Raw genomic sequence first — 18,113 nt, forward strand, 5'->3', positions numbered from 1 at the left:
AGAAATACAAAATTACAAAGTTAGATTACTCTAACAAAATATTTACATATAATTTAATCAGAAAATCAGACTTTAATTACCTTTGTAAAATGCTATCGTTTACTGAAGAAAATTATCTAAAAACTCTCTACCACCTAAGTTTCCATAACACGGAGGTGTCTGTGCATGAACTGAGCCTTAGTTTAGACATAAAAATGCCTACAGTAAACAGTATGGTAAAAAAACTTGCGGCTAAAGGTTTGGTGGCGTATGAAAAATACAAACCTCTCTCGCTAACCGAAAACGGCAGCAAAGCGGCAGGGCTTGTCATAAGAAAACACAGACTTACGGAAATATATTTGGTAGAAAAAATGGGATTCGCCTGGGATCAGGTGCATGAAATTGCAGAACAGGTGGAGCATATTAAGTCTCCTGAGTTTTTTGACAAGATAGCAGAAATATTAAACCACCCAACGGTAGACCCGCACGGATCGCCCATACCTGATAAAAACGGAAAACTCCCAGAGCTTAACTATATAAAACTCTCGGAGTGTTCAATTGCTCAAAAAGGCGTTTTAGCCTCAGTTGGAAATTCTTCAGATAGTTTCCTAAAATTACTTGGTAGTTTGGACCTCAAACTTGGCGACAGCCTTGAAATAGTAGAAGTACAAGACTTTGACAAAAGCATGAAAGTGACAGTCAATCAAAAAACTACGTTAAACCTAAGTAGCCTAGTTTGTGAAAACTTACTGATCGTTAAATCTTAACGGCCATAAAAACGGTAGACAATCCGTTAAATTCCGTCACAAGTTTGAATTTATTACTCGTAACCGAACCAAATTCCACATTTCCGTTCATGAGCGAAATAGATCCGTCAGTTTTTTTAATTAAAACCAAGCCACTCTGAAGCTCGCTGTCTTTTGTAGCTACTCCATTTGTAGTTTGAGTTAAAACTTGCTCCACATCCATGGTATTATCAGTTTTACTCGTAATTATAAACGACACGTCTAACTTAGTCTGATTGTCAGTAATAGGCATAGGCACCACTGTGCCCCCGATATCAATAGAAACGGCATTATAAGTACCTTCTACTTGCTGAGCCAAACTCAGCTCTACTGTTTCTTTTTTACAAGAAAACTGAAACAATGCCACTGTTAATATCAACAGGAAAGCCGCTTTTCTTTGAATAGATGTCTGAAACATAGTTGGCATAATTTTAGTATTAATGTTATTTATCCAAATAAATAGTATCAAAAAATGTACCGAGTAGCACGTGGCGGAACTTTTTTTTATAAAAAACTTTCAGAATATTTTGAAAATTCAAAAAGACTATTTTAATTTGGAACTTATTACGTGCGACAGAATATATAAAAACATTTTATGGAATTAAAAGAAGCGAAAGACCGGTTTATCCATACTTGGGGCACCCTTGCTACGCAGTGGGGCATAAACAGGACTATGTCGCAAATTCACGCCCTACTATTGTTAGCCACAAAGGCCCTGAATGCCGACGAGATCATGGAAGAACTCCAGATTTCGAGAGGAAATGTAAACATGAACCTAAGGGATTTAATGAGTTGGGGACTTATTTATAAACAACTATTGCCCGGCGAACGAAAAGAATATTTTATTGCTGAAAAAGACATCTGGAAGGTAGCAAGACAAATAGCAAGAGAAAGAAGGAGAAGAGAAATAGCTCCGATATTAGATACCATGGAAGAGATCAAAAAGAACCTTCCGGCAGACAATGAAGAAAACAAAGAACTTTTAAAGATAATAGGCGACATCAGCACTGTGGCTGGTTTTGCAGACAACACCATAGAAATGGTGATAAAATCTGAAGAAAGCTGGCTCAAAACCAACTTTCTAAAATTATTCAAGTAGTAAATTTTGGGGTTTAGGTATACTGTATTCTGCTTTTAGTAGGATACAGTTTTTTTTTATTTAGGAATTGCCCGCTCCAATTGCTTCTTTTTATTCCACGGAGCTGTAGTTTGTCTGGCCATGTCGTATAATACATAGATAACAATTGCCAAAAACAAGAAAAACACTGCCCTAAATATATTTCGATTCCTTTTATTCATTTTCAAAAAGTTTTTTAACGTCTAACCTACTTATAAAATCTGCTGATTTTTGAGAAACCTCTGCCCAATTAAGATTTTCAAATCTAAAATGAATAAGCGTTCCTTTTTTCATACTACCTCCCACATCTTTGGTACACAAATATTCAGCAAAAAACGTAATATCAGGATTATGCCCAACCAATGCAACTGAATGAACCTCCTCCGAAAGACTATTAACTAAAGCCAAATAACCTCTTGGTCCACCTCCATAGAGGGTTTCATTAGCCTTAACTGCTTCATCGTTAAGTTTCATTTGTTCGAAAACCAATGTGGCAGTCTTGAGGGTTCTCGCAGCTGGACTGCAATGAACCTCCTGCGGCACCAAACCTTTGTCTGCCATATATTTCCCAAGCCTTGCAGACTGCATTACCCCTTTGGAAGTTAACTCGCGGTCAAAATCACGCAACATTGCAGAATTACCCGCATCTTCGGCGGTAGCGTGTCTTATTAAATATAAATCTTTGACCATAATTATGCTTTATTATCCATTAAATTTTCGAAAAGTACATCATTTAGGCTGCTGTTTCAAAATAATTTTCTCTAAAAGTTTAGGGAAAAAACGCTTCAAATAAACCCCTAACACTTCTTTACCTCCCATATAAATCTCACTCTTCCTGTTTTTTAAGCCTGAAACGATCTTTTCGGCACACTCCTGAGCCGAAAGTCCATTCGCTTGGTTCACGTCCTTTTTACCATATTTTGACCCATCAGCTGCCAATGCATTGAGCGAAATATCAGTATTGATATAACCTGGACATACCAAAAGCACGTGGATATTATGTTCCGTAACTTCAGCACGAAGAGAATCAAAAAAGCCGTGAAGGGCATGCTTGGTAGCACAATATCCCGATCGCTTTGGCGTACCCAGCTTTCCCGAAAGGCTGCTAGTTACAGCTATTTGACCCGACTTTTGGGCAATCATATACGGCAAAACAACTTTAGTTAGAGCCACAACACCGAAAAAGTTAACATCAAAAAGCGTCTGATACACTTCCATTGAGGTTCCTATCACATCGCCCCTTTGCGAAATGCCGGCATTATTAAACAAGACGTCGATTCTACCAAACTTATCAATCACTTGCTTGGCCAAACCCTCAAAACTAGCAACCGCAGTTACGTCCATCGGCAAAACCAACACATCGGCTTCTGCCAAACCTAATTCTTTCTTAACTCGCACAAGCTCCTCTACTCTTCTTGCAGACAGCACTAACTTGCCGCCTTCTTTTGCCACTTGATGAGCCGTAGCTTCTCCAATACCCGCCGAAGCACCGGTAATCCAAACTACTTTATTATCTAAAAATCCCATATTATTTTAAAAAGACAAATATACATTCAAAAACAAAAAAGGGCACAAACTTGTTAGTTTGCACCCTTAATTTTATTAAAAAAATACTTATCAACCGTAACCCCCTCTAAATTTGTACGAGCTAGAAACCTTGTCAATAGCAAGAATATAAGCCGCAAGCCTCAGCGAAACGTCGTGTTTTTGAGAAACCTCAAACACATTGTTAAATGCATCTTTCATGGCTCTATCACATCTTCTGTTAATTCTATCTAATGTCCATTTGTATCCGATTCGGTTTTGAACCCACTCAAAATACGAAACAGTAACCCCTCCGGCATTGGCCAAAATATCAGGCACTACCATAATGCCTTTTTCATTGATTATATCATCTGCTTTTGCTGAAGTAGGACCATTGGCTCCTTCTACTATTAATTTGGCTTGAATTTTAGATGCATTGTTTTTTGTGATCACATCTTCTTTTGCTGCCGGAACCAATAAATCTACGGGTAAAAACAACAACTCTTCGGGGTCAATTAACTCAGCACCTTTAAAACCTTCTAAGCTACCTTTGTTAGCATCTCTATATGCAATCGCTTTTTCGATATCGATACCTCCGTCATTGTAATAAGCACCCGAAATATCAGAAATACCGTTAATGTTAACCCCTTTTTCTTTTAACAAAGCCGCGGCATGTGAACCCACATTACCAAAACCTTGCACAGCCGCCGTAGCTCTGTATGGATTAAGTTTAAGCTTATCCATAGCCGCCAAAGCCGAAACCATAACACCTCTACCCGTAGCCTCAGTCCTACCCAATGAACCTCCTAGCACCAATGGCTTACCTGTAACCACAGCGGGACAATTGGCACCTTTAGCTTTTGAGTATTCATCCATTAGCCAGGCCATCTCTCTCGGACCCGTACCCATGTCTGGAGCCGGAATATCTTTGTCAGGACCAAAAATATCGAGCATAGCGATGGTGTAAGCACGCATCAAACGCTCAATCTCCCCAGAAGACATATTTCTTGGATTACAAGCAATACCACCTTTGGCACCGCCGTAAGGAATATCCACTACAGCACATTTCCATGTCATCCAAGCGGCCAAAGCACGTACCTCATCTAAAGTAACATCTGGATCAAAACGGATCCCGCCTTTTCCTGGACCAAGAATAGTGGAGTGAATAACCCTGTAGCCTTCAAATACTTCTACACGGCCATCGTCCATCGTTACGGGCAGGCCAACTATCACTTGTCTGGCCGGAACTTTTAATATATTGTACATTTCGTCCGATATACCGAGAATTTTGACTGCTGCGTCAAACCTCGACATCATCGACTCCAAAGGATTTTCTTTATCCTTTATGGGAGCAGGCTCTAAATATGCCATATCTACTACTTTTTGTTTGTTGATTCAAAACTTAAACGCAAAAATACTTAACAATTGTCAATTCCAGAAATAGTATAATTTTTTATAAATAAATTACTATGGCTAAAAACAGAATTAAGCATATAAACTCCATGCAAAATTAAGGAAAACCACATTTTTGTTTTGTGTTTTAAAATTAAGTTTTCCTAAAATTTTTTTAAAGAAAGTCATTTATTACCGTTAAATAAATATTTAGTCTAAAAAGCCAAGTAAATCTTCTTTTATCCTAATTACTAGCACGTTTACTAAAAAAATAAAGGTTGCCTTTTTTTAAAAAATGCGTTATCTTTGCACCCAAATTTAACTATACTATTTATTCTTTACCCAAAACTTTAAAATTATGGCTACCTCAGACGAAAAAACAAGATATTCAGAAGCTGAATTGGCTGAGTTTGAAGAGATAATCTTAAAAAAACTTGCTGCTACTAACACCGAGGTAAACTTTATTAAAGAGACCTTAAGTAGAAAAAACGACAACGGCACTGACAATACAGCTGTAGGATCTAAAACACTAGAAGACGGAGCTGACGTGAGAGAAAAAGAGCAACTGAGCCAGTCTGCATCAAGACTACAGAAGTTTGCCTCTCAACTTGAAGCTGCTCTCATTAGAATTAAAAACGGAACTTACGGATTATGTAAAGATACAGGCAAGTTAATTCCGAAAGAGAGACTAAAAGCTGTACCTCATACACAGCAGACTATTGAAGCTAAAATGAAAGCGAATTAATTTAGAATCGATTTTAATTGAAAATATCCTTAAAGCGATGCATTTAAAATGTATCGCTTTTTTTGTGATAATCTTTCCCTCGAAAAAATAATTTGAAATAAAACCCGTTTTTTTACAATCTAATCATTCACAATTGCAAAAATCCATTAAAATGAAAAAACTATTATTTCTTTTACCCATACTAACACTTTTTTCTTTTAATAAGGAAAAACTATCAGACCCAATCAAAAAGCACCTTAAAGCTTATGCTAAAATACCTGAAGGAGATGCATTTATTAAGCAAAGAAAAGTACATGTAGACGAATTTTATATTTCAAAAACAGAAACTACAAATCAAGAGTACGTTGCTTTTCTTGAAGATATTAAATCAACAAATCCAGAATTGTACCAAAAATCACTTCCTGACACTACAGTCTGGTCAAGCAAAGAAAACGTTAACCAAGGGTTTGTAAACGCATATTTGAGACACCCTGGTTTTAGAACCTCCCCTGTGGTTGGCATCAGCTATAGACAAGCTGAAAACTATTGCAAATGGATAGAAACAAAATTGAACGAAAACCTAAATGAAGGACTTAAAATAAAAGTTTCGCTACCAACTGAAGCAGAATGGGTAAGAGCAGCTAGAGGAGATGAACACACTAAAATTTTTACCTGGGGCGGGCCTTACTTACAAGACAGTAAAGGGAAAGCATTAGCAAACTTCAAAAAAGAGAACATTAAATACCTGAATGAATTAAGAACCTCAGCTCCGGAGCGAAATTTATTCACTGCAAGTGTATTTTCATTTGCACCAAATAAGTTTGGTGTTTACCAAATGTGCGGAAACGTAGCAGAGTTAACAAAGGAGCCAGACACGATAAAAGGAGGAGCATGGGATACCAATGCGGATGAATTACAAATCGATGCAAAAAACGACCTGAAAGCCCCATCCAAAAGCGTAGGATTTAGAATTGCGGTGAAAATATTATGAGGAATTGAACATCCAAAACCGCCTATTGAAGCTAAAATGAAAGCGAATTAATTTAGAATCGATTTTAATTGAAAATATCCTTAAAGCGATGCATTAAAAATGTATCGCTTTTTTTTGTGATATAAACTTCATTAAAAATACTTTGAGAAAAATATCAGTTTTAACAAAAGCTTAATCACAATAATATTTTTTTTTAAAACGATACCTTGGCTAATTTAACTAAAAGCAACACCAGATCTAGAACGCAATTCGAGTCTTTTGCGACTAATTCTTACAAAGAATACACTTTTTTGATTGCTCCGTAAATATTTTAAAAACATAAATCATACTTTCTTCCAATAAAAAAGGCTTTTTCGTTGGATTTCTCTAAAAAAAATACAAATACTATGTATTCTAATTTGTTTTGTAATACAGAATTTATAATTTTGCAGTCCGAAATCAATAGATTTAATTAAAAACAAAACATAAATGGCAAATATTGGTAAAATCTCACAAATAATCGGACCAGTTGTGGACGTAAGTTTTGAGGGGGAAGCCGCTTCTCTACCTGCAATATTAGACGCTTTGTCTGTAACTAAACTTAATGGTCAAAAAGTAATCCTTGAGGTACAGCAGCACCTTGGAGAAGATCGTGTACGTGCAATCGCAATGGATAGTACTGACGGACTTCAAAGAGGACAAGCAGTTACTCACTTGGGTACTCCTATCACTATGCCTACTGGCGAGGAGATTAAAGGAAGACTTTTTAACGTAGTAGGCGAAGCTATTGACGGTTTAGGAGCAGTTAACACTCCGGGCCTATCTATTCACAGAGGTGCACCTAAGTTTGAAGATCTTGCCACAGCTACTGAGGTACTTTTTACAGGTATCAAAGTTATTGACTTATTAGCTCCATACGTAAAAGGTGGAAAAATTGGTTTATTTGGTGGTGCCGGTGTAGGTAAAACGGTATTGATCCAAGAGCTAATCAACAATATCGCAAAAGCATATGCTGGTCTTTCGGTATTTGCAGGTGTAGGTGAGCGTACACGTGAAGGAAACGATTTGCTTCGTGAGATGATCGAATCAGGTATTGTAAAATACGGTGATGCATTTAAACACTCAATGGAAGAAGGCGGATGGGATCTTAGCGTAGTAGACAGAGAAGCTTTGAAAGAATCACAAGCCACATTTATATTTGGACAAATGAACGAGCCTCCAGGTGCTCGTGCTAGAGTAGCCCTTTCTGGTCTTACAGTAGCGGAACACTTCCGTGATGGTGACGGCGAAGGCAAAGGACGTGATATCCTATTCTTTATCGATAACATTTTCCGTTTTACACAAGCGGGTTCTGAGGTTTCTGCCCTTTTGGGTCGTATGCCTTCAGCGGTAGGTTACCAACCAACTTTGGCAACCGAAATGGGTGTGATGCAAGAGCGTATCGCTTCAACAAAAAGAGGATCAATTACCTCGGTACAGGCCGTTTACGTACCTGCCGATGACTTAACTGACCCTGCTCCAGCTACAACATTTGCTCACCTTGATGCCACTACCGTATTAAGTCGTAAAATTGCTGAGCTTGGTATCTACCCAGCGGTGGATCCGTTAGATTCTTCTTCTAGAATTCTTTCTGCTGAAGTTTTAGGTGATGCTCACTATGACTGTGCTCAAAGTGTTAAACTTCTTTTACAACGTTACAAAGAACTTCAAGATATCATCGCTATTCTTGGACTTGAAGAACTTTCTGAAGATGACAAACTAGTAGTTTCTAGAGCTCGTCGTGTTCAGCGTTTCTTATCTCAGCCATTCTTTGTTGCTGAGCAGTTTACAGGATTAAAAGGAGTACTTGTAGATATCAACGATACTATCAAAGGATTTAACCAAATCATGAATGGAGATTACGATCACCTTCCTGAGGCTGCGTTTAACCTTGTAGGTTCTATTGAAGATGCAGTTACTAAAGGAGAAAGACTAATTGCTGAAGCAACTAAGTAATTTCACAATTGGTTTTTAAATAAAACTTAAGGTTTAAAAAAATGAATTTAGAAATAATAACACCAGATAAAAAAGTCTTTGAGGGCGAAGTAGATTCGATTATTCTTCCAGGAAAAAACGGACAATTTCAACTTTTAAAAGACCACGCTCCAATGGTAAGTACATTACTAAAAGGAGACCTTACTTATGATATCAAAGGCAAAACCGAGACTATCATAGTAGACGGAGGTGTATTAGAAGTATCAAAAAACAGAGTGTTGGTTTTGGCCGAAGCTGTTATTTGATAGATTTTATAAAAACTTATAAAGGGCTAATGTTTCAAACACATTAGCCCTTTTTTTGTGCCCAAATTAAAAAATATTTGTTACCAAATTAACCATCCTTTCTATTTTCAAAAGCCTTGTTTTACTTCCAACTTATATAAATTTTCAAAAAATATAGCTTACAGAGATTTAGAGTTTATAATTTAATTTAATAGTTACTATCTTTATTTCACTTTTGGGCATAAACTAATCCCTTAATATTAAACAACCTGTACTTTATGAAAAAAACATTTTGGATATTGGTTTTATGCCAAATGTCGCTCTATGCTCAAACAACAACCACGGCAATCGATTCGCCTTTATTTACCTCAAAGTCTTCAAACTGGAAAATAGTAAAAGATGTCAACGTAAACATTGACGAGAAAAACTCTTTGTCATATACCCCAGGATTGGGAGTTTTACTTTGCGAGCATCAGCAAGGCAAGTACGGCATGGAATACGAACTATTCTCAAAACAAGAACATGGTGACATGGACATTGAATTTGATTTCATGATGGCCAAAGGCTCTAATTCGGGATTTTATTTACAATCGAGATATGAAATTCAACTTTTTGATAGCTGGGGCGTGAAAACCCCAAAATATTACGATTGCGGTGGCATATATGAAAGATGGAAAGAAAATAACCCTGAAGGCGAAAAAGGATATGAAGGTTATGCCCCGCGAGTAAATGTATGCAAAGCACCGGGACTGTGGCAACATATGAAAATATCATTTCAAGCACCACGATTTAACCCCGAAGGAAAAAAAATAGCCAATGCTAAAATATTATTTATCACGCTAAATGGCGTATTGATCCATGAAAACGTAGAGCTTTCTGGTGTAACAAGAGGAAGCATATCAGAAACTGAAGTTGCTAAGGCACCCTTTAGAATTCAAGGCGACCATGGTTCCATTGCATTCAGAAATATTTACATCAACGATTTTGATAAAACACCGGGCTCCTTAACCGACCTAAACTACAAAGTGTACTATGGCAGCTATATGCACGACGCCGACCTTTCAAAAATAAAGATAGACGAAAGTGGCAAAACCAATGAACTAACCTGGGAAGTAACCAAAAACACAAACGATTATGTATTTGTAATAAATGGAAAATACAACGCTCCCACTGCCGGAAAATATACATTTACCACCCAAATGGCAGGCAATAGCACTTTAAAGGTAGACGGCAAGCAAATATTAGGTAACAATTGGACGGTTTCAGGCCAAACACGAGAAGCGAGTATAGACCTTACAGCAGGAGAACATAGCATCGAACTATTTAACAATAAAAGAGACGGTTGGCTCAAACCCGTATTGGGATTTTGGTCAGCCGGACCAGGATTTAGAGCAACTGCCCACCACAGTTTAGGCTCAACCATAGCCTCAAAAGGAGCAGATCCTATTATAATAAATGCCAATACCAATACAACTTTGAGGAGTTTTATGGATTTTAAGAAAAATCCTACTGATAAAAACTTCAGAATTGTGCATGCCATTTCAGTAGGCTCACCTAGTCAAATACACTACACCTATGACCTTGACAAAGGCACTATCTTACAAGTATGGAAGGGCAATTTCTTAGACGCTACACCAATGTGGAATGACCGAGGCGATGGCTCATCGGTGCCTTTAGGGAGTGTCACAGTGTTTAATCATGATTTAACCTTATCAAAACCCAATTTGGCATTGCCAGTAGATACAAGCGGTTCAGCTTATAGACCCTTAGGTTATACGCTAGACGAAAATGATTTACCGACATTCAAATACGAGATTTATGGTACCAAAGTAAGTGACGCCATTAAAGTGGTGGAAGAAAAATATTTAGCAAGAGAAATCAGCCTCAGCAATGCAAATGACTTAGTAGCAAAGGTTGCAGAAGGCAAAATAATAGAGGAAGTGGCGAAAGGCCTTTATGCAATAGACGACAAATCTTATTTCATAAAAACTAGCCAACAAGCAGAGGTTAAAAATAATAACGAATTATATATTCGACCAGAAAATAATAAAATCTCATACCAAATCTTGTTTTAACCTATTCACTTAAGAGATAATGAAAAATACATTTAAAATATATGGTTTGATTCTAATGTTTACGGCACAACTATTTGCCCAAGAATCACCCAAAGAAGAAGATTTTTACAAAATAGTAACCTTACCGGTTCCAGAAGGCATCATATTAGAAATAGGCGGCCTAGCTATGATGCCAAATGGATCTATGGCTTTGGCTACCAGACGTGGAGAGGTTTGGATTGTAGAAAATCCCAGTTCAAAGAATCCATATTTTAAGAAATTTGCTTCTGGTTTACATGAGATTTTGGGTTTATCTTACAAAGAAGGTTCCCTAATCTGTGCTCAAAGAGGTGAATTAACAAAGCTAACAGACAAAAATGGCGACGGCAAAGCAGACAGTTACGAAACCGTATACGCATGGGATATTTCAGGTCATTACCACGAATATTCTTTTGGACCAAAAATAGCACCTGATGGTAGCTTTTTTGTGAGCGGAAACGTAGCTTTTGGCGACGAAGAATGGTGGAGAGGAGAAGCAAGGGCAAAGACTAGAGGTACTATATTTAAGATTCATCCCGATGGAAAATATGAGCCTTGGGCAGCAGGAATGCGTTCGCCAGCTGGTTTAGGAATGATAGACGGCGAACTGTTCTACTCAGACAATCAAGGCGACTGGATGGGTTCGGGAGGCATTTGGCATGTTAAAAAAGGAGGTTTTATGGGGCATCCGGCAAGTTTAAAATGGGCGGAACAAAACGGAGTAGTAAAACTGACAGAAAAAGAGTTTTTTGCGGAACGAGATAACCGACAAAACCGCACAGCTACAGGCGTGGCCATCAAACCTGAAAATGTAGTAGACGAAACAGCACAGACTTTATTTGAACTAAAAGAAAAATATCCAATGGTGCAAACCCCTGCTGTTTGGCTTCCTCACGGAATTTTGGGAATATCAAACTCAGAAATAATAAAAGATGAAACATCTGGAGATTTTGGGCCTTTTGCAGGCCAAATATTTATAGGTGACCAAGGCCAATCGAAGATCATGCGTGTGTATATGGAAAAAGTCAACGGCGAGTATCAAGGGGCAGCCTGGGACTTTAGATCTGGTTTTCAGTCAGGCGTGTTAAGAATGGCGTTTGCTACTGACGGGTCTATGTTTGTGGGTGAAACCAACCGAGGCTGGGGATCTGCTGGAGATGCCAATCAAGGTTTACAAAAACTGGTATGGAACGGTAAAATCCCTTTTGAAATGATAAACTGCAAAGCAATGGCCGATGGTTTTGAAATAAACTTCACTTTGCCCGTTGATAGAAAGTCAGCGGAAGATCTATCCTCCTATGTTGCAAGTAGCTTTATCTACAAACACCACCCAGTGTACGGCTCGCCTCCGATAAATACTGAGGACTTAAAAATTAAAGGCGTTAACCTAAGTGCTGATGGCAAAAAACTACGAATCGTAATAGAAAACCTAAGACCTTATTATGTACATGAACTAAACTTAAGTGGAATAAGATCGGCAACTGGCTCATGGACTTTGGTACACCCAACGGTTTATTATACCCTAAATGCGATTCCGAGCGGTGATAAACTTGGAGCAAATGAACTAATAAAAACCAATTCGGGCAAAAATACAGCCTCGGTCCCGAGTAAGGCCACCAAAGAATTGGTTTCGCCTGATGGAAAAAAATCAGCTAGTACTTCTACTAAAGCTACACCCGTGACATTTGAAAGCATAAAACCATTGTTACAAAAACATACGTGCCTGGCGTGCCATGCTCAAGACAAAAAAGTTATAGGGCCTGCATTTAAAGACATAGCCAAAAGGAAATATTCGGCCACGAAAATAATGGAGTTAATTTATAACCCAAAACCAGAAAACTGGCCGGATTTTGCAACACCAATGGCTCCTATGCCGCATGTTCCTAAAAAGGACGTAATGCAAATTGCCTCTTATATAAATTCATTGAGATAGAGAAAACGAAAAAAGCCGACTAAGAAGCCGGCTTTTTTTTAATGATCATCCAATTTGATTTTTATTTCAAAACTGTTTTAAAAGGCTCTATGCTTTTAAGTTTTTCATAATTAGCAGCACTTACTTTAAACGAAAAATTATCGCTCGAAGGGCATGTGCAGGCCATGCAATAGATATTACCGTCTTTGGTATTTTTAAAATCTACCAATTCAGTAACACCATTATCTTTTAAAAACGAAGTAAATCTAGCTTCACGAGATAAATTGCCTGAATCTGTATATTTTGACACATCCCATGGCTCAGAACACTGTGTGGGCTTATAATTTATGGTTTTCAATTCTTCAGCTATAACTTCTGCTTTTTCACAAGAGTTAATGCCTATGGCAAGAAGGATACAGATTTTTATAAAATTCATAATACTTTAATTTTGTTTTTCTTTTATGACCCCGATTTGAAAATATTGGTTGGAAATCATTCTGAAAAAATAAACGTTTACGATCTATTTTTTAGTCTAAAAACTGCTTCACATAGTTCCTGGCAGTTCTGATAGCAGCCGTTACATCTTCGGTAGAACCTTCAAATGCCTTGTCTTCTACTTCAATCACCACCGGCCCTCGGTACCTCACGTCAGTTAAAGCCGCAAAAAACGCTCGCCAATTTACATCTCCCAGTCCGGGAAGTTTAGGAGAATGATATTCCAAAGGATTAGCCAAAATACCCACATTGTCGAGCTTATCTTTATAAACTTTTACGTCTTTAATATGAATATGATGCAGCCTATCTTTGTATTTATAAATGGGCTTAATTTCGTCCATCATCTGAAAAACCATATGTGATGGATCATAGTTTAAACCAAACAAAGGCGTTGGAAAAGTCTCAAACATAATGTCCCAAACGGCTGGTGAAATGGCCAAATTCTTACCTCCCGGCCACTCGTCATTGGTAAAAAACATCGGGCAATTCTCTATTCCTATTTTTATATCTTCTTGCTTAGCGGTTTCTATAATCGGCTGCCATAGTTTTTTAAATAAGGCCAAATTGTCCTGCATGTTTAAATTTTGATTCCTACCGATAAAGGTATTCATCACAGGCACGTTTAGCTGATTACAAGCCCTTATGATTTTTTTTATGTGTTCGATATAAAACTCAGACTTAGCCGTATCCGGATCTAGCGGATTGGGATAATAACCTAATCCAGAAATACTTACATTACGCTCTTTGGTATAGTGCTGAATATATTTGGCATCCATTTTTTCTACGTCAATATGCGTAACGCCTGCGTATCTACGAGTATCTCCACTACCTCCTGGCCAACACATCATTTCCACACATTGAAAATCATTTTTGGCGGCATAGTCTACCACATGTTCGAAACCAAAATCTGCTAATATTGCAGACACAAAACCCAGTTTTAACATAGTATTTTTATTTAAATATTATTCGACAAGTTTTTTAAGGCTGTTTAAAGCACGACCTGACTCCAGAGACTCTTTGGCCATAAGAATACCATCTACCTCAGAAATATCGTTTGCAATGCTCAAAGCCAAGCCGGCATTTGCTAATACCGCAGAGGTTTGGGCTACTGTGCCTTTATTGGCCAAAACCAATTTAACTATTTCTGCGGACTCTTCTAAACTTCCGCCTCCATGAAGTTCGATTTGTTGACATTGCTGAAAACCTAAGTCTGCGGGTGAAACTATTTTATTACTATTTTTTGTCGCAAATTTAAAATCACTGGTAAGCGAAACTTCATCGTAAATATCGAGAGAATGCACCACTCCAAATTTGGTTTCTGATTGATTAAAAAGAGCCTCAAATATCTCAAAGGTCTTTAGGTCAGACACTCCCGTTAATTGTTTTTTTACTTTTGCTGGATTAAGAAGTGGTCCCAGAATATTAAAAAAAGTACGAATCCCGAGCTCTTTCCTTATCGGTCCAACAAAACGCATAGCCGGATGAAACAGCGGAGCGTGTAAGTAACATATACCTGCTTCAGATATTTTCTTTTTCAAATAGTCTGCATCGTTTGTAAACTTAACGCCGAGATACTCCAAAACCGTGCTACTCCCAACTGCCGAACTTACACCATGGTTGCCGTGTTTGGCAACTTTTTGACCCGCCCCCGCCACCACAAAAGCCGAAGTAGTAGAAATATTAAACGTGTCTTTTCCGTCACCACCTGTACCACAAACGTCAATGGCATCAAACTCCTCAAAATCAAGCGGTAAAGCTAAACTTAGCATAGCTTCTCTAAAACCAATAAGCTCTGCGGTAGTAATACCTTTTTGTTGAATAGCAACCAAAAAACCAGCTATTTGTGAAGGGTTAACTTCTCCTGACCCAATTTTTAATACCGCTTCGTAGGCCTCTTTTTGACTCAAAGATTTTCCCGAAATCAAAAGACCCAAATATTCTTTCATATATAATTAATTATGCGTGCTGTACTATTTTTTACACACCTTAAAATAAGTACAATCTAAAGGATTATTCAAGAGAAGGTAGTTTTTTATTAGAGTTTGTATTAAAAAAGAATAATATTTTACGGAGAAAAAAGGCAAAAAAAAAGGATGCCTCCACGACATCCTTTATGAGTTTATATATGACAAATTTAGCGATCTACATTTTTTGGATAATACCTGAAAGAAATCAAAGTGTCAGATTTAAATTAATATTATAGAATCAATTTCAATTTCTGTGCCATTCTTTTTACTTTTGAGTCACAATGGAAAAAATCTGGAATTTTAAACCTACACCCGCAACAGTAGAAGAGCAAGCAACTGTACAAACGCTTGAAAAAGAGCTTACTGTAAACCAAGCTATGGCTACCATGCTTTGGCAAAGAGGCATTCATTCTTTTGACGAAGCCAAGCATTTTTTTAGACCGTCACTCTCCGACCTCCACGACCCATTTCTGATGAAAGACATGGAAATAGCGGTTAACCGATTGCTGTTGGCAATTGAAAAAAATGAGAAAATTGTAATATTTGGCGATTATGACGTAGACGGAACCACCGCTGTGGCACTATTTTATGGCTACCTTTTTGAGCACTACCAAAACATAGCCTACTATAACCCCGACCGCTACAAAGAAGGTTACGGAATCTCTACTATGGGGATAGACTGGGCAGCAGCAGAAGGTGCCACGCTAATGATTAGCTTAGACTGTGGCATAAAATCAATAGATAAAATAGCCTATGCAAAAGAAAAACACGGCATAGAGTTTATCATTTGTGATCACCACGAACCCGGCGATGAACTGCCAGATGCAGTAGCGGTTTTGGACCCCAAAAGAACCGATTGCCCCTACCCTTTTAAGGAACTTACTGGAAACGGCGTAGGCTTCAAATTGCTCACTGCTTTTTGTTTGAAAAAAGGAATCGCACTCGATGGCCTCTTTCAGTATTTAGACCTTGCAATGGTGAGTATAGCCTCTGACATAGTGCCAATAGTAGGTGAAAACCGGATTTTGGCTTATCACGGATTAAAAAAAATAAATGAAAATCCGCGAATTGGCCTTAAAGCACTCAAACAGGTATCAGGTTTTATGGGCGAAATGACCATCGAAAATGTGGTATTTGTGTTAGGGCCAAGAATAAATGCCGCAGGAAGAATAAAGCACGCAAAAGCTGCAGTAGAACTTTTACTTTCAGATAACCTAGAAGAAGCCATAGAATTTGCCTACGCTATACAAGAACACAATACCCAAAGGCGGGAATTGGATGCGAGCATAACCGAGCAGGCACTGGCCATGATTCAGAATGATCCATGGATTTTTAGCGAAGCCAAAAGCACGGTTTTATTCAATGAAGGCTGGCACAAAGGCGTAATTGGTATTGTGGCATCTCGTTGTATAGAAAATTACTACCGCCCAACCGTGATTTTTACATTATCAAAAGAAAATGAAGCCGCTGGCTCAGCTCGGTCAGTTCCAGGTTTTGATTTATATAAGGCCATAGAAGCTTGCTCGCAGCACCTAATACAGTTTGGTGGCCACATGCACGCCGCCGGTATGACAATTGCGGTAGAAAACATCGAAGCATTTAGGCGAGCATTTGACGAGCAAGTGGTTAAAAACACCAATGAAGAGATATTAACTCCGAAAATTAACGTAGACTTAGACCTTCCGATTTCAGAAATTAGCCCGAAGTTTTATCGGATACTGAAACAAATGGCACCTTTTGGGCCGCACAATATGCAGCCTGTGTTCGTTTCTAAAAACCTTACACTGGCAAGCGACCCGAGGATATTAAAAGAAAAACATTTAAAATTGGAGATTTTGGACGAAACAACCGGTGCTGTTTTGTCAGCTATAGGTTTTGGAATAGCAGAAAAGTATTATTCGGGCTTAAAAAACGGCGATAACTTTTCGATGGCGTATTCCATTGAAGAAAATACATTTAGAGACAAAACTACTCTTCAGCTATTTATACGAGACATCAAATTTGAATAATAACAAACCGTAAGTTTTTTTAACAGTTTCTATTCATATTAATGTTGTAATTTTACGGGATAGAAAAACAGGGTTTAACGCATATGATACTTCGAACCGAGAATTTAATAAAGAAATACGGCCAACGTTTGGTAAACAATCAGGTGAGCTACCAAGTGGCACAAGGCGAGATTGTGGGTTTGCTAGGACCAAACGGAGCCGGAAAGACCACGTCGTTTTATATGGCTGTGGGACTGGTAAAACCCACTGAGGGCAGTATCTGGTTAGACGATGTAAATATTACTAGCCTCCCCATGTACAAACGTGCTAAGTTGGGAATCGGATATTTGGCACAAGAGGCTTCTATTTTTAGAGACCTTACGGTCGAAGAAAATATATTGGGCGTAATGGAACTAGCAAAGCCCGATATGACTCAAACCGAAAGAAAAGAAAAAACGGAGTCCTTATTAGAAGAATTTAGTTTGACTCATGTCAGAAAAAATAAAGGTATTGTGCTTTCAGGCGGTGAGCGTCGCCGTACCGAAATAGCCCGAGCATTGGCGGTAGACCCTAAGTTTATTTTACTAGATGAGCCTTTTGCGGGAGTTGACCCCATTGCTGTAGAAGAAATTCAAGGAATAGTGGCCAAGCTAAAACATAGAAACATAGGCATACTTATAACAGACCACAATGTAAACGAGACTTTGTCAATCACAGACAGAGCCTATTTGCTTTTCGAAGGAAAAATATTAAAACAAGGATCGGCAGAAGAACTAGCCGCAGACGAAATGGTACGTAAAGTGTACCTCGGCATGAACTTCGAACTTAAGCGTAAGTTCCTGTAAATTAAAACATAAGCACAAAAAAAAGACGTGAGTGATCACGTCTTTTTTTATATCTCAACTATTT

General features: G+C 38.1%; 18 protein-coding genes. 10 read left to right on the forward strand and 8 right to left on the reverse strand.

The genetic code is table 11. The features are described from left to right. Window positions 1–89 precede the first annotated feature (89 nt). Window positions 90–746 (forward strand): metal-dependent transcriptional regulator, encoded by a 657-nt coding sequence (locus ACFOOI_RS10850; RefSeq protein ID WP_379837910.1) that lies wholly within the window; start codon window positions 90–92, stop codon window positions 744–746. On the opposite strand, the gene ACFOOI_RS10855 is transcribed toward ACFOOI_RS10850, so the two are convergent. Then, on the reverse strand, window positions 736–1,182 hold the full coding sequence (locus ACFOOI_RS10855; protein WP_379837912.1) for a hypothetical protein: 447 nt from the start codon (window positions 1,180–1,182) through the stop codon (window positions 736–738). The two genes, ACFOOI_RS10850 and ACFOOI_RS10855, sit on opposite strands and share 11 nt — an antisense overlap. Before the next feature lie 177 nt (window positions 1,183–1,359). Between ACFOOI_RS10855 and ACFOOI_RS10860 the strand changes: the two genes are divergently transcribed. Beyond that, a complete protein-coding gene (locus ACFOOI_RS10860) occupies window positions 1,360–1,863 on the forward strand; it encodes a GbsR/MarR family transcriptional regulator (RefSeq protein WP_379837914.1) in 504 nt (167 codons plus the stop codon). A gap of 56 nt (window positions 1,864–1,919) precedes the next feature. On the opposite strand, the gene ACFOOI_RS10865 is transcribed toward ACFOOI_RS10860, so the two are convergent. From ACFOOI_RS10865 to ACFOOI_RS10880, 4 genes are all read right to left on the reverse strand, one after another. Then, a complete protein-coding gene (locus ACFOOI_RS10865; protein WP_379837916.1) occupies window positions 1,920–2,063 on the reverse strand; it encodes a hypothetical protein in 144 nt (47 codons plus the stop codon). Continuing rightward, window positions 2,056–2,571: a SixA phosphatase family protein gene (locus tag ACFOOI_RS10870; protein WP_379837918.1), complete on the reverse strand. Its 516-nt coding sequence runs from the start codon at window positions 2,569–2,571 to the stop codon at window positions 2,056–2,058. Before ACFOOI_RS10870 ends, ACFOOI_RS10865 begins: the two co-directional genes overlap by 8 nt. Window positions 2,572–2,610: 39 nt before the next feature. Next, complete coding sequence (locus tag ACFOOI_RS10875; protein WP_379837920.1) at window positions 2,611–3,408, reverse strand: SDR family oxidoreductase; 798 nt, start codon at window positions 3,406–3,408, stop codon at window positions 2,611–2,613. 90 nt (window positions 3,409–3,498) lie between these two features. Continuing rightward, window positions 3,499–4,776 (reverse strand): Glu/Leu/Phe/Val family dehydrogenase, encoded by a 1,278-nt coding sequence (locus ACFOOI_RS10880; protein ID WP_379837922.1) that lies wholly within the window; start codon window positions 4,774–4,776, stop codon window positions 3,499–3,501. A gap of 379 nt (window positions 4,777–5,155) precedes the next feature. Between ACFOOI_RS10880 and ACFOOI_RS10885 the strand changes: the two genes are divergently transcribed. From ACFOOI_RS10885 to ACFOOI_RS10910, 6 genes are all read left to right on the forward strand, one after another. After that, window positions 5,156–5,542 carry a TraR/DksA family transcriptional regulator gene (locus ACFOOI_RS10885; RefSeq protein WP_379837924.1) on the forward strand — a complete coding sequence of 129 codons (387 nt, stop codon included), beginning with the start codon at window positions 5,156–5,158 and terminating at the stop codon, window positions 5,540–5,542. A gap of 151 nt (window positions 5,543–5,693) precedes the next feature. Beyond that, a complete protein-coding gene (locus tag ACFOOI_RS10890) occupies window positions 5,694–6,512 on the forward strand; it encodes a formylglycine-generating enzyme family protein (protein ID WP_379837926.1) in 819 nt (272 codons plus the stop codon). Between the two features lie 468 nt (window positions 6,513–6,980). Next, on the forward strand, window positions 6,981–8,486 hold the full coding sequence (gene atpD / locus ACFOOI_RS10895; protein WP_379837928.1) for a F0F1 ATP synthase subunit beta: 1,506 nt from the start codon (window positions 6,981–6,983) through the stop codon (window positions 8,484–8,486). A 41-nt stretch (window positions 8,487–8,527) separates the two neighbouring features. Next, the gene (atpC, locus tag ACFOOI_RS10900; protein ID WP_379837930.1) at window positions 8,528–8,770 is read left to right on the forward strand and encodes an ATP synthase F1 subunit epsilon; all 243 of its coding nucleotides are present in this window, start codon (window positions 8,528–8,530) and stop codon (window positions 8,768–8,770) included. A 257-nt stretch (window positions 8,771–9,027) separates the two neighbouring features. After that, the gene (locus ACFOOI_RS10905; protein WP_379837932.1) at window positions 9,028–10,824 is read left to right on the forward strand and encodes a family 16 glycoside hydrolase; all 1,797 of its coding nucleotides are present in this window, start codon (window positions 9,028–9,030) and stop codon (window positions 10,822–10,824) included. Window positions 10,825–10,843: 19 nt separating this feature from the next. Continuing rightward, the gene (locus ACFOOI_RS10910; protein WP_379837934.1) at window positions 10,844–12,775 is read left to right on the forward strand and encodes a hypothetical protein; all 1,932 of its coding nucleotides are present in this window, start codon (window positions 10,844–10,846) and stop codon (window positions 12,773–12,775) included. A gap of 61 nt (window positions 12,776–12,836) precedes the next feature. Here ACFOOI_RS10910 and ACFOOI_RS10915 read toward each other — a convergent pair whose 3' ends face one another. From ACFOOI_RS10915 to trpD, 3 genes are all read right to left on the reverse strand, one after another. Beyond that, window positions 12,837–13,190, reverse strand: coding sequence for a hypothetical protein (locus ACFOOI_RS10915; protein WP_379837936.1), 354 nt, complete (start codon window positions 13,188–13,190; stop codon window positions 12,837–12,839). A gap of 91 nt (window positions 13,191–13,281) precedes the next feature. Next, the gene (locus ACFOOI_RS10920; RefSeq protein WP_379837938.1) at window positions 13,282–14,193 is read right to left on the reverse strand and encodes a sugar phosphate isomerase/epimerase family protein; all 912 of its coding nucleotides are present in this window, start codon (window positions 14,191–14,193) and stop codon (window positions 13,282–13,284) included. 18 nt (window positions 14,194–14,211) lie between these two features. Further along, on the reverse strand, window positions 14,212–15,195 hold the full coding sequence (gene trpD, locus ACFOOI_RS10925; RefSeq protein ID WP_379837940.1) for an anthranilate phosphoribosyltransferase: 984 nt from the start codon (window positions 15,193–15,195) through the stop codon (window positions 14,212–14,214). A gap of 302 nt (window positions 15,196–15,497) precedes the next feature. Here trpD and recJ point away from each other — a divergent pair, with 302 nt between their 5' ends. Together recJ and lptB are read left to right on the forward strand one after the other, a co-directional pair. Next, window positions 15,498–17,225: a single-stranded-DNA-specific exonuclease RecJ gene (gene recJ, locus ACFOOI_RS10930; RefSeq protein ID WP_379837942.1), complete on the forward strand. Its 1,728-nt coding sequence runs from the start codon at window positions 15,498–15,500 to the stop codon at window positions 17,223–17,225. Window positions 17,226–17,308: 83 nt separating this feature from the next. Beyond that, the gene (lptB, locus tag ACFOOI_RS10935) at window positions 17,309–18,049 is read left to right on the forward strand and encodes an LPS export ABC transporter ATP-binding protein (RefSeq protein WP_379837943.1); all 741 of its coding nucleotides are present in this window, start codon (window positions 17,309–17,311) and stop codon (window positions 18,047–18,049) included. Window positions 18,050–18,113 lie beyond the last annotated feature (64 nt).

Origin of the sequence: Lacihabitans lacunae (assembly GCF_042649125.1) — a bacterium.
In the GTDB taxonomy this organism is placed as follows: Bacteria; Bacteroidota; Bacteroidia; order Cytophagales; family Spirosomataceae; genus Leadbetterella; species Leadbetterella lacunae.

What these genes read in the sequence shown, in the direction of transcription:
- ACFOOI_RS10850 (WP_379837910.1), top strand. Translation starts at nt 90, where the DNA reads ATGCTATCGTTTACTGAAGAAAATTATCTAAAAACTCTCTACCACCTA.
- ACFOOI_RS10855 (WP_379837912.1), bottom strand. Translation starts at nt 1,182, where the DNA reads ATGTTTCAGACATCTATTCAAAGAAAAGCGGCTTTCCTGTTGATATTA.
- ACFOOI_RS10860 (WP_379837914.1), top strand. Translation starts at nt 1,360, where the DNA reads ATGGAATTAAAAGAAGCGAAAGACCGGTTTATCCATACTTGGGGCACC.
- ACFOOI_RS10865 (WP_379837916.1), bottom strand. Translation starts at nt 2,063, where the DNA reads ATGAATAAAAGGAATCGAAATATATTTAGGGCAGTGTTTTTCTTGTTT.
- ACFOOI_RS10870 (WP_379837918.1), bottom strand. Translation starts at nt 2,571, where the DNA reads ATGGTCAAAGATTTATATTTAATAAGACACGCTACCGCCGAAGATGCG.
- ACFOOI_RS10875 (WP_379837920.1), bottom strand. Translation starts at nt 3,408, where the DNA reads ATGGGATTTTTAGATAATAAAGTAGTTTGGATTACCGGTGCTTCGGCG.
- ACFOOI_RS10880 (WP_379837922.1), bottom strand. Translation starts at nt 4,776, where the DNA reads ATGGCATATTTAGAGCCTGCTCCCATAAAGGATAAAGAAAATCCTTTG.
- ACFOOI_RS10885 (WP_379837924.1), top strand. Translation starts at nt 5,156, where the DNA reads ATGGCTACCTCAGACGAAAAAACAAGATATTCAGAAGCTGAATTGGCT.
- ACFOOI_RS10890 (WP_379837926.1), top strand. Translation starts at nt 5,694, where the DNA reads ATGAAAAAACTATTATTTCTTTTACCCATACTAACACTTTTTTCTTTT.
- atpD (WP_379837928.1), top strand. Translation starts at nt 6,981, where the DNA reads ATGGCAAATATTGGTAAAATCTCACAAATAATCGGACCAGTTGTGGAC.
- atpC (WP_379837930.1), top strand. Translation starts at nt 8,528, where the DNA reads ATGAATTTAGAAATAATAACACCAGATAAAAAAGTCTTTGAGGGCGAA.
- ACFOOI_RS10905 (WP_379837932.1), top strand. Translation starts at nt 9,028, where the DNA reads ATGAAAAAAACATTTTGGATATTGGTTTTATGCCAAATGTCGCTCTAT.
- ACFOOI_RS10910 (WP_379837934.1), top strand. Translation starts at nt 10,844, where the DNA reads ATGAAAAATACATTTAAAATATATGGTTTGATTCTAATGTTTACGGCA.
- ACFOOI_RS10915 (WP_379837936.1), bottom strand. Translation starts at nt 13,190, where the DNA reads ATGAATTTTATAAAAATCTGTATCCTTCTTGCCATAGGCATTAACTCT.
- ACFOOI_RS10920 (WP_379837938.1), bottom strand. Translation starts at nt 14,193, where the DNA reads ATGTTAAAACTGGGTTTTGTGTCTGCAATATTAGCAGATTTTGGTTTC.
- trpD (WP_379837940.1), bottom strand. Translation starts at nt 15,195, where the DNA reads ATGAAAGAATATTTGGGTCTTTTGATTTCGGGAAAATCTTTGAGTCAA.
- recJ (WP_379837942.1), top strand. Translation starts at nt 15,498, where the DNA reads ATGGAAAAAATCTGGAATTTTAAACCTACACCCGCAACAGTAGAAGAG.
- lptB (WP_379837943.1), top strand. Translation starts at nt 17,309, where the DNA reads ATGATACTTCGAACCGAGAATTTAATAAAGAAATACGGCCAACGTTTG.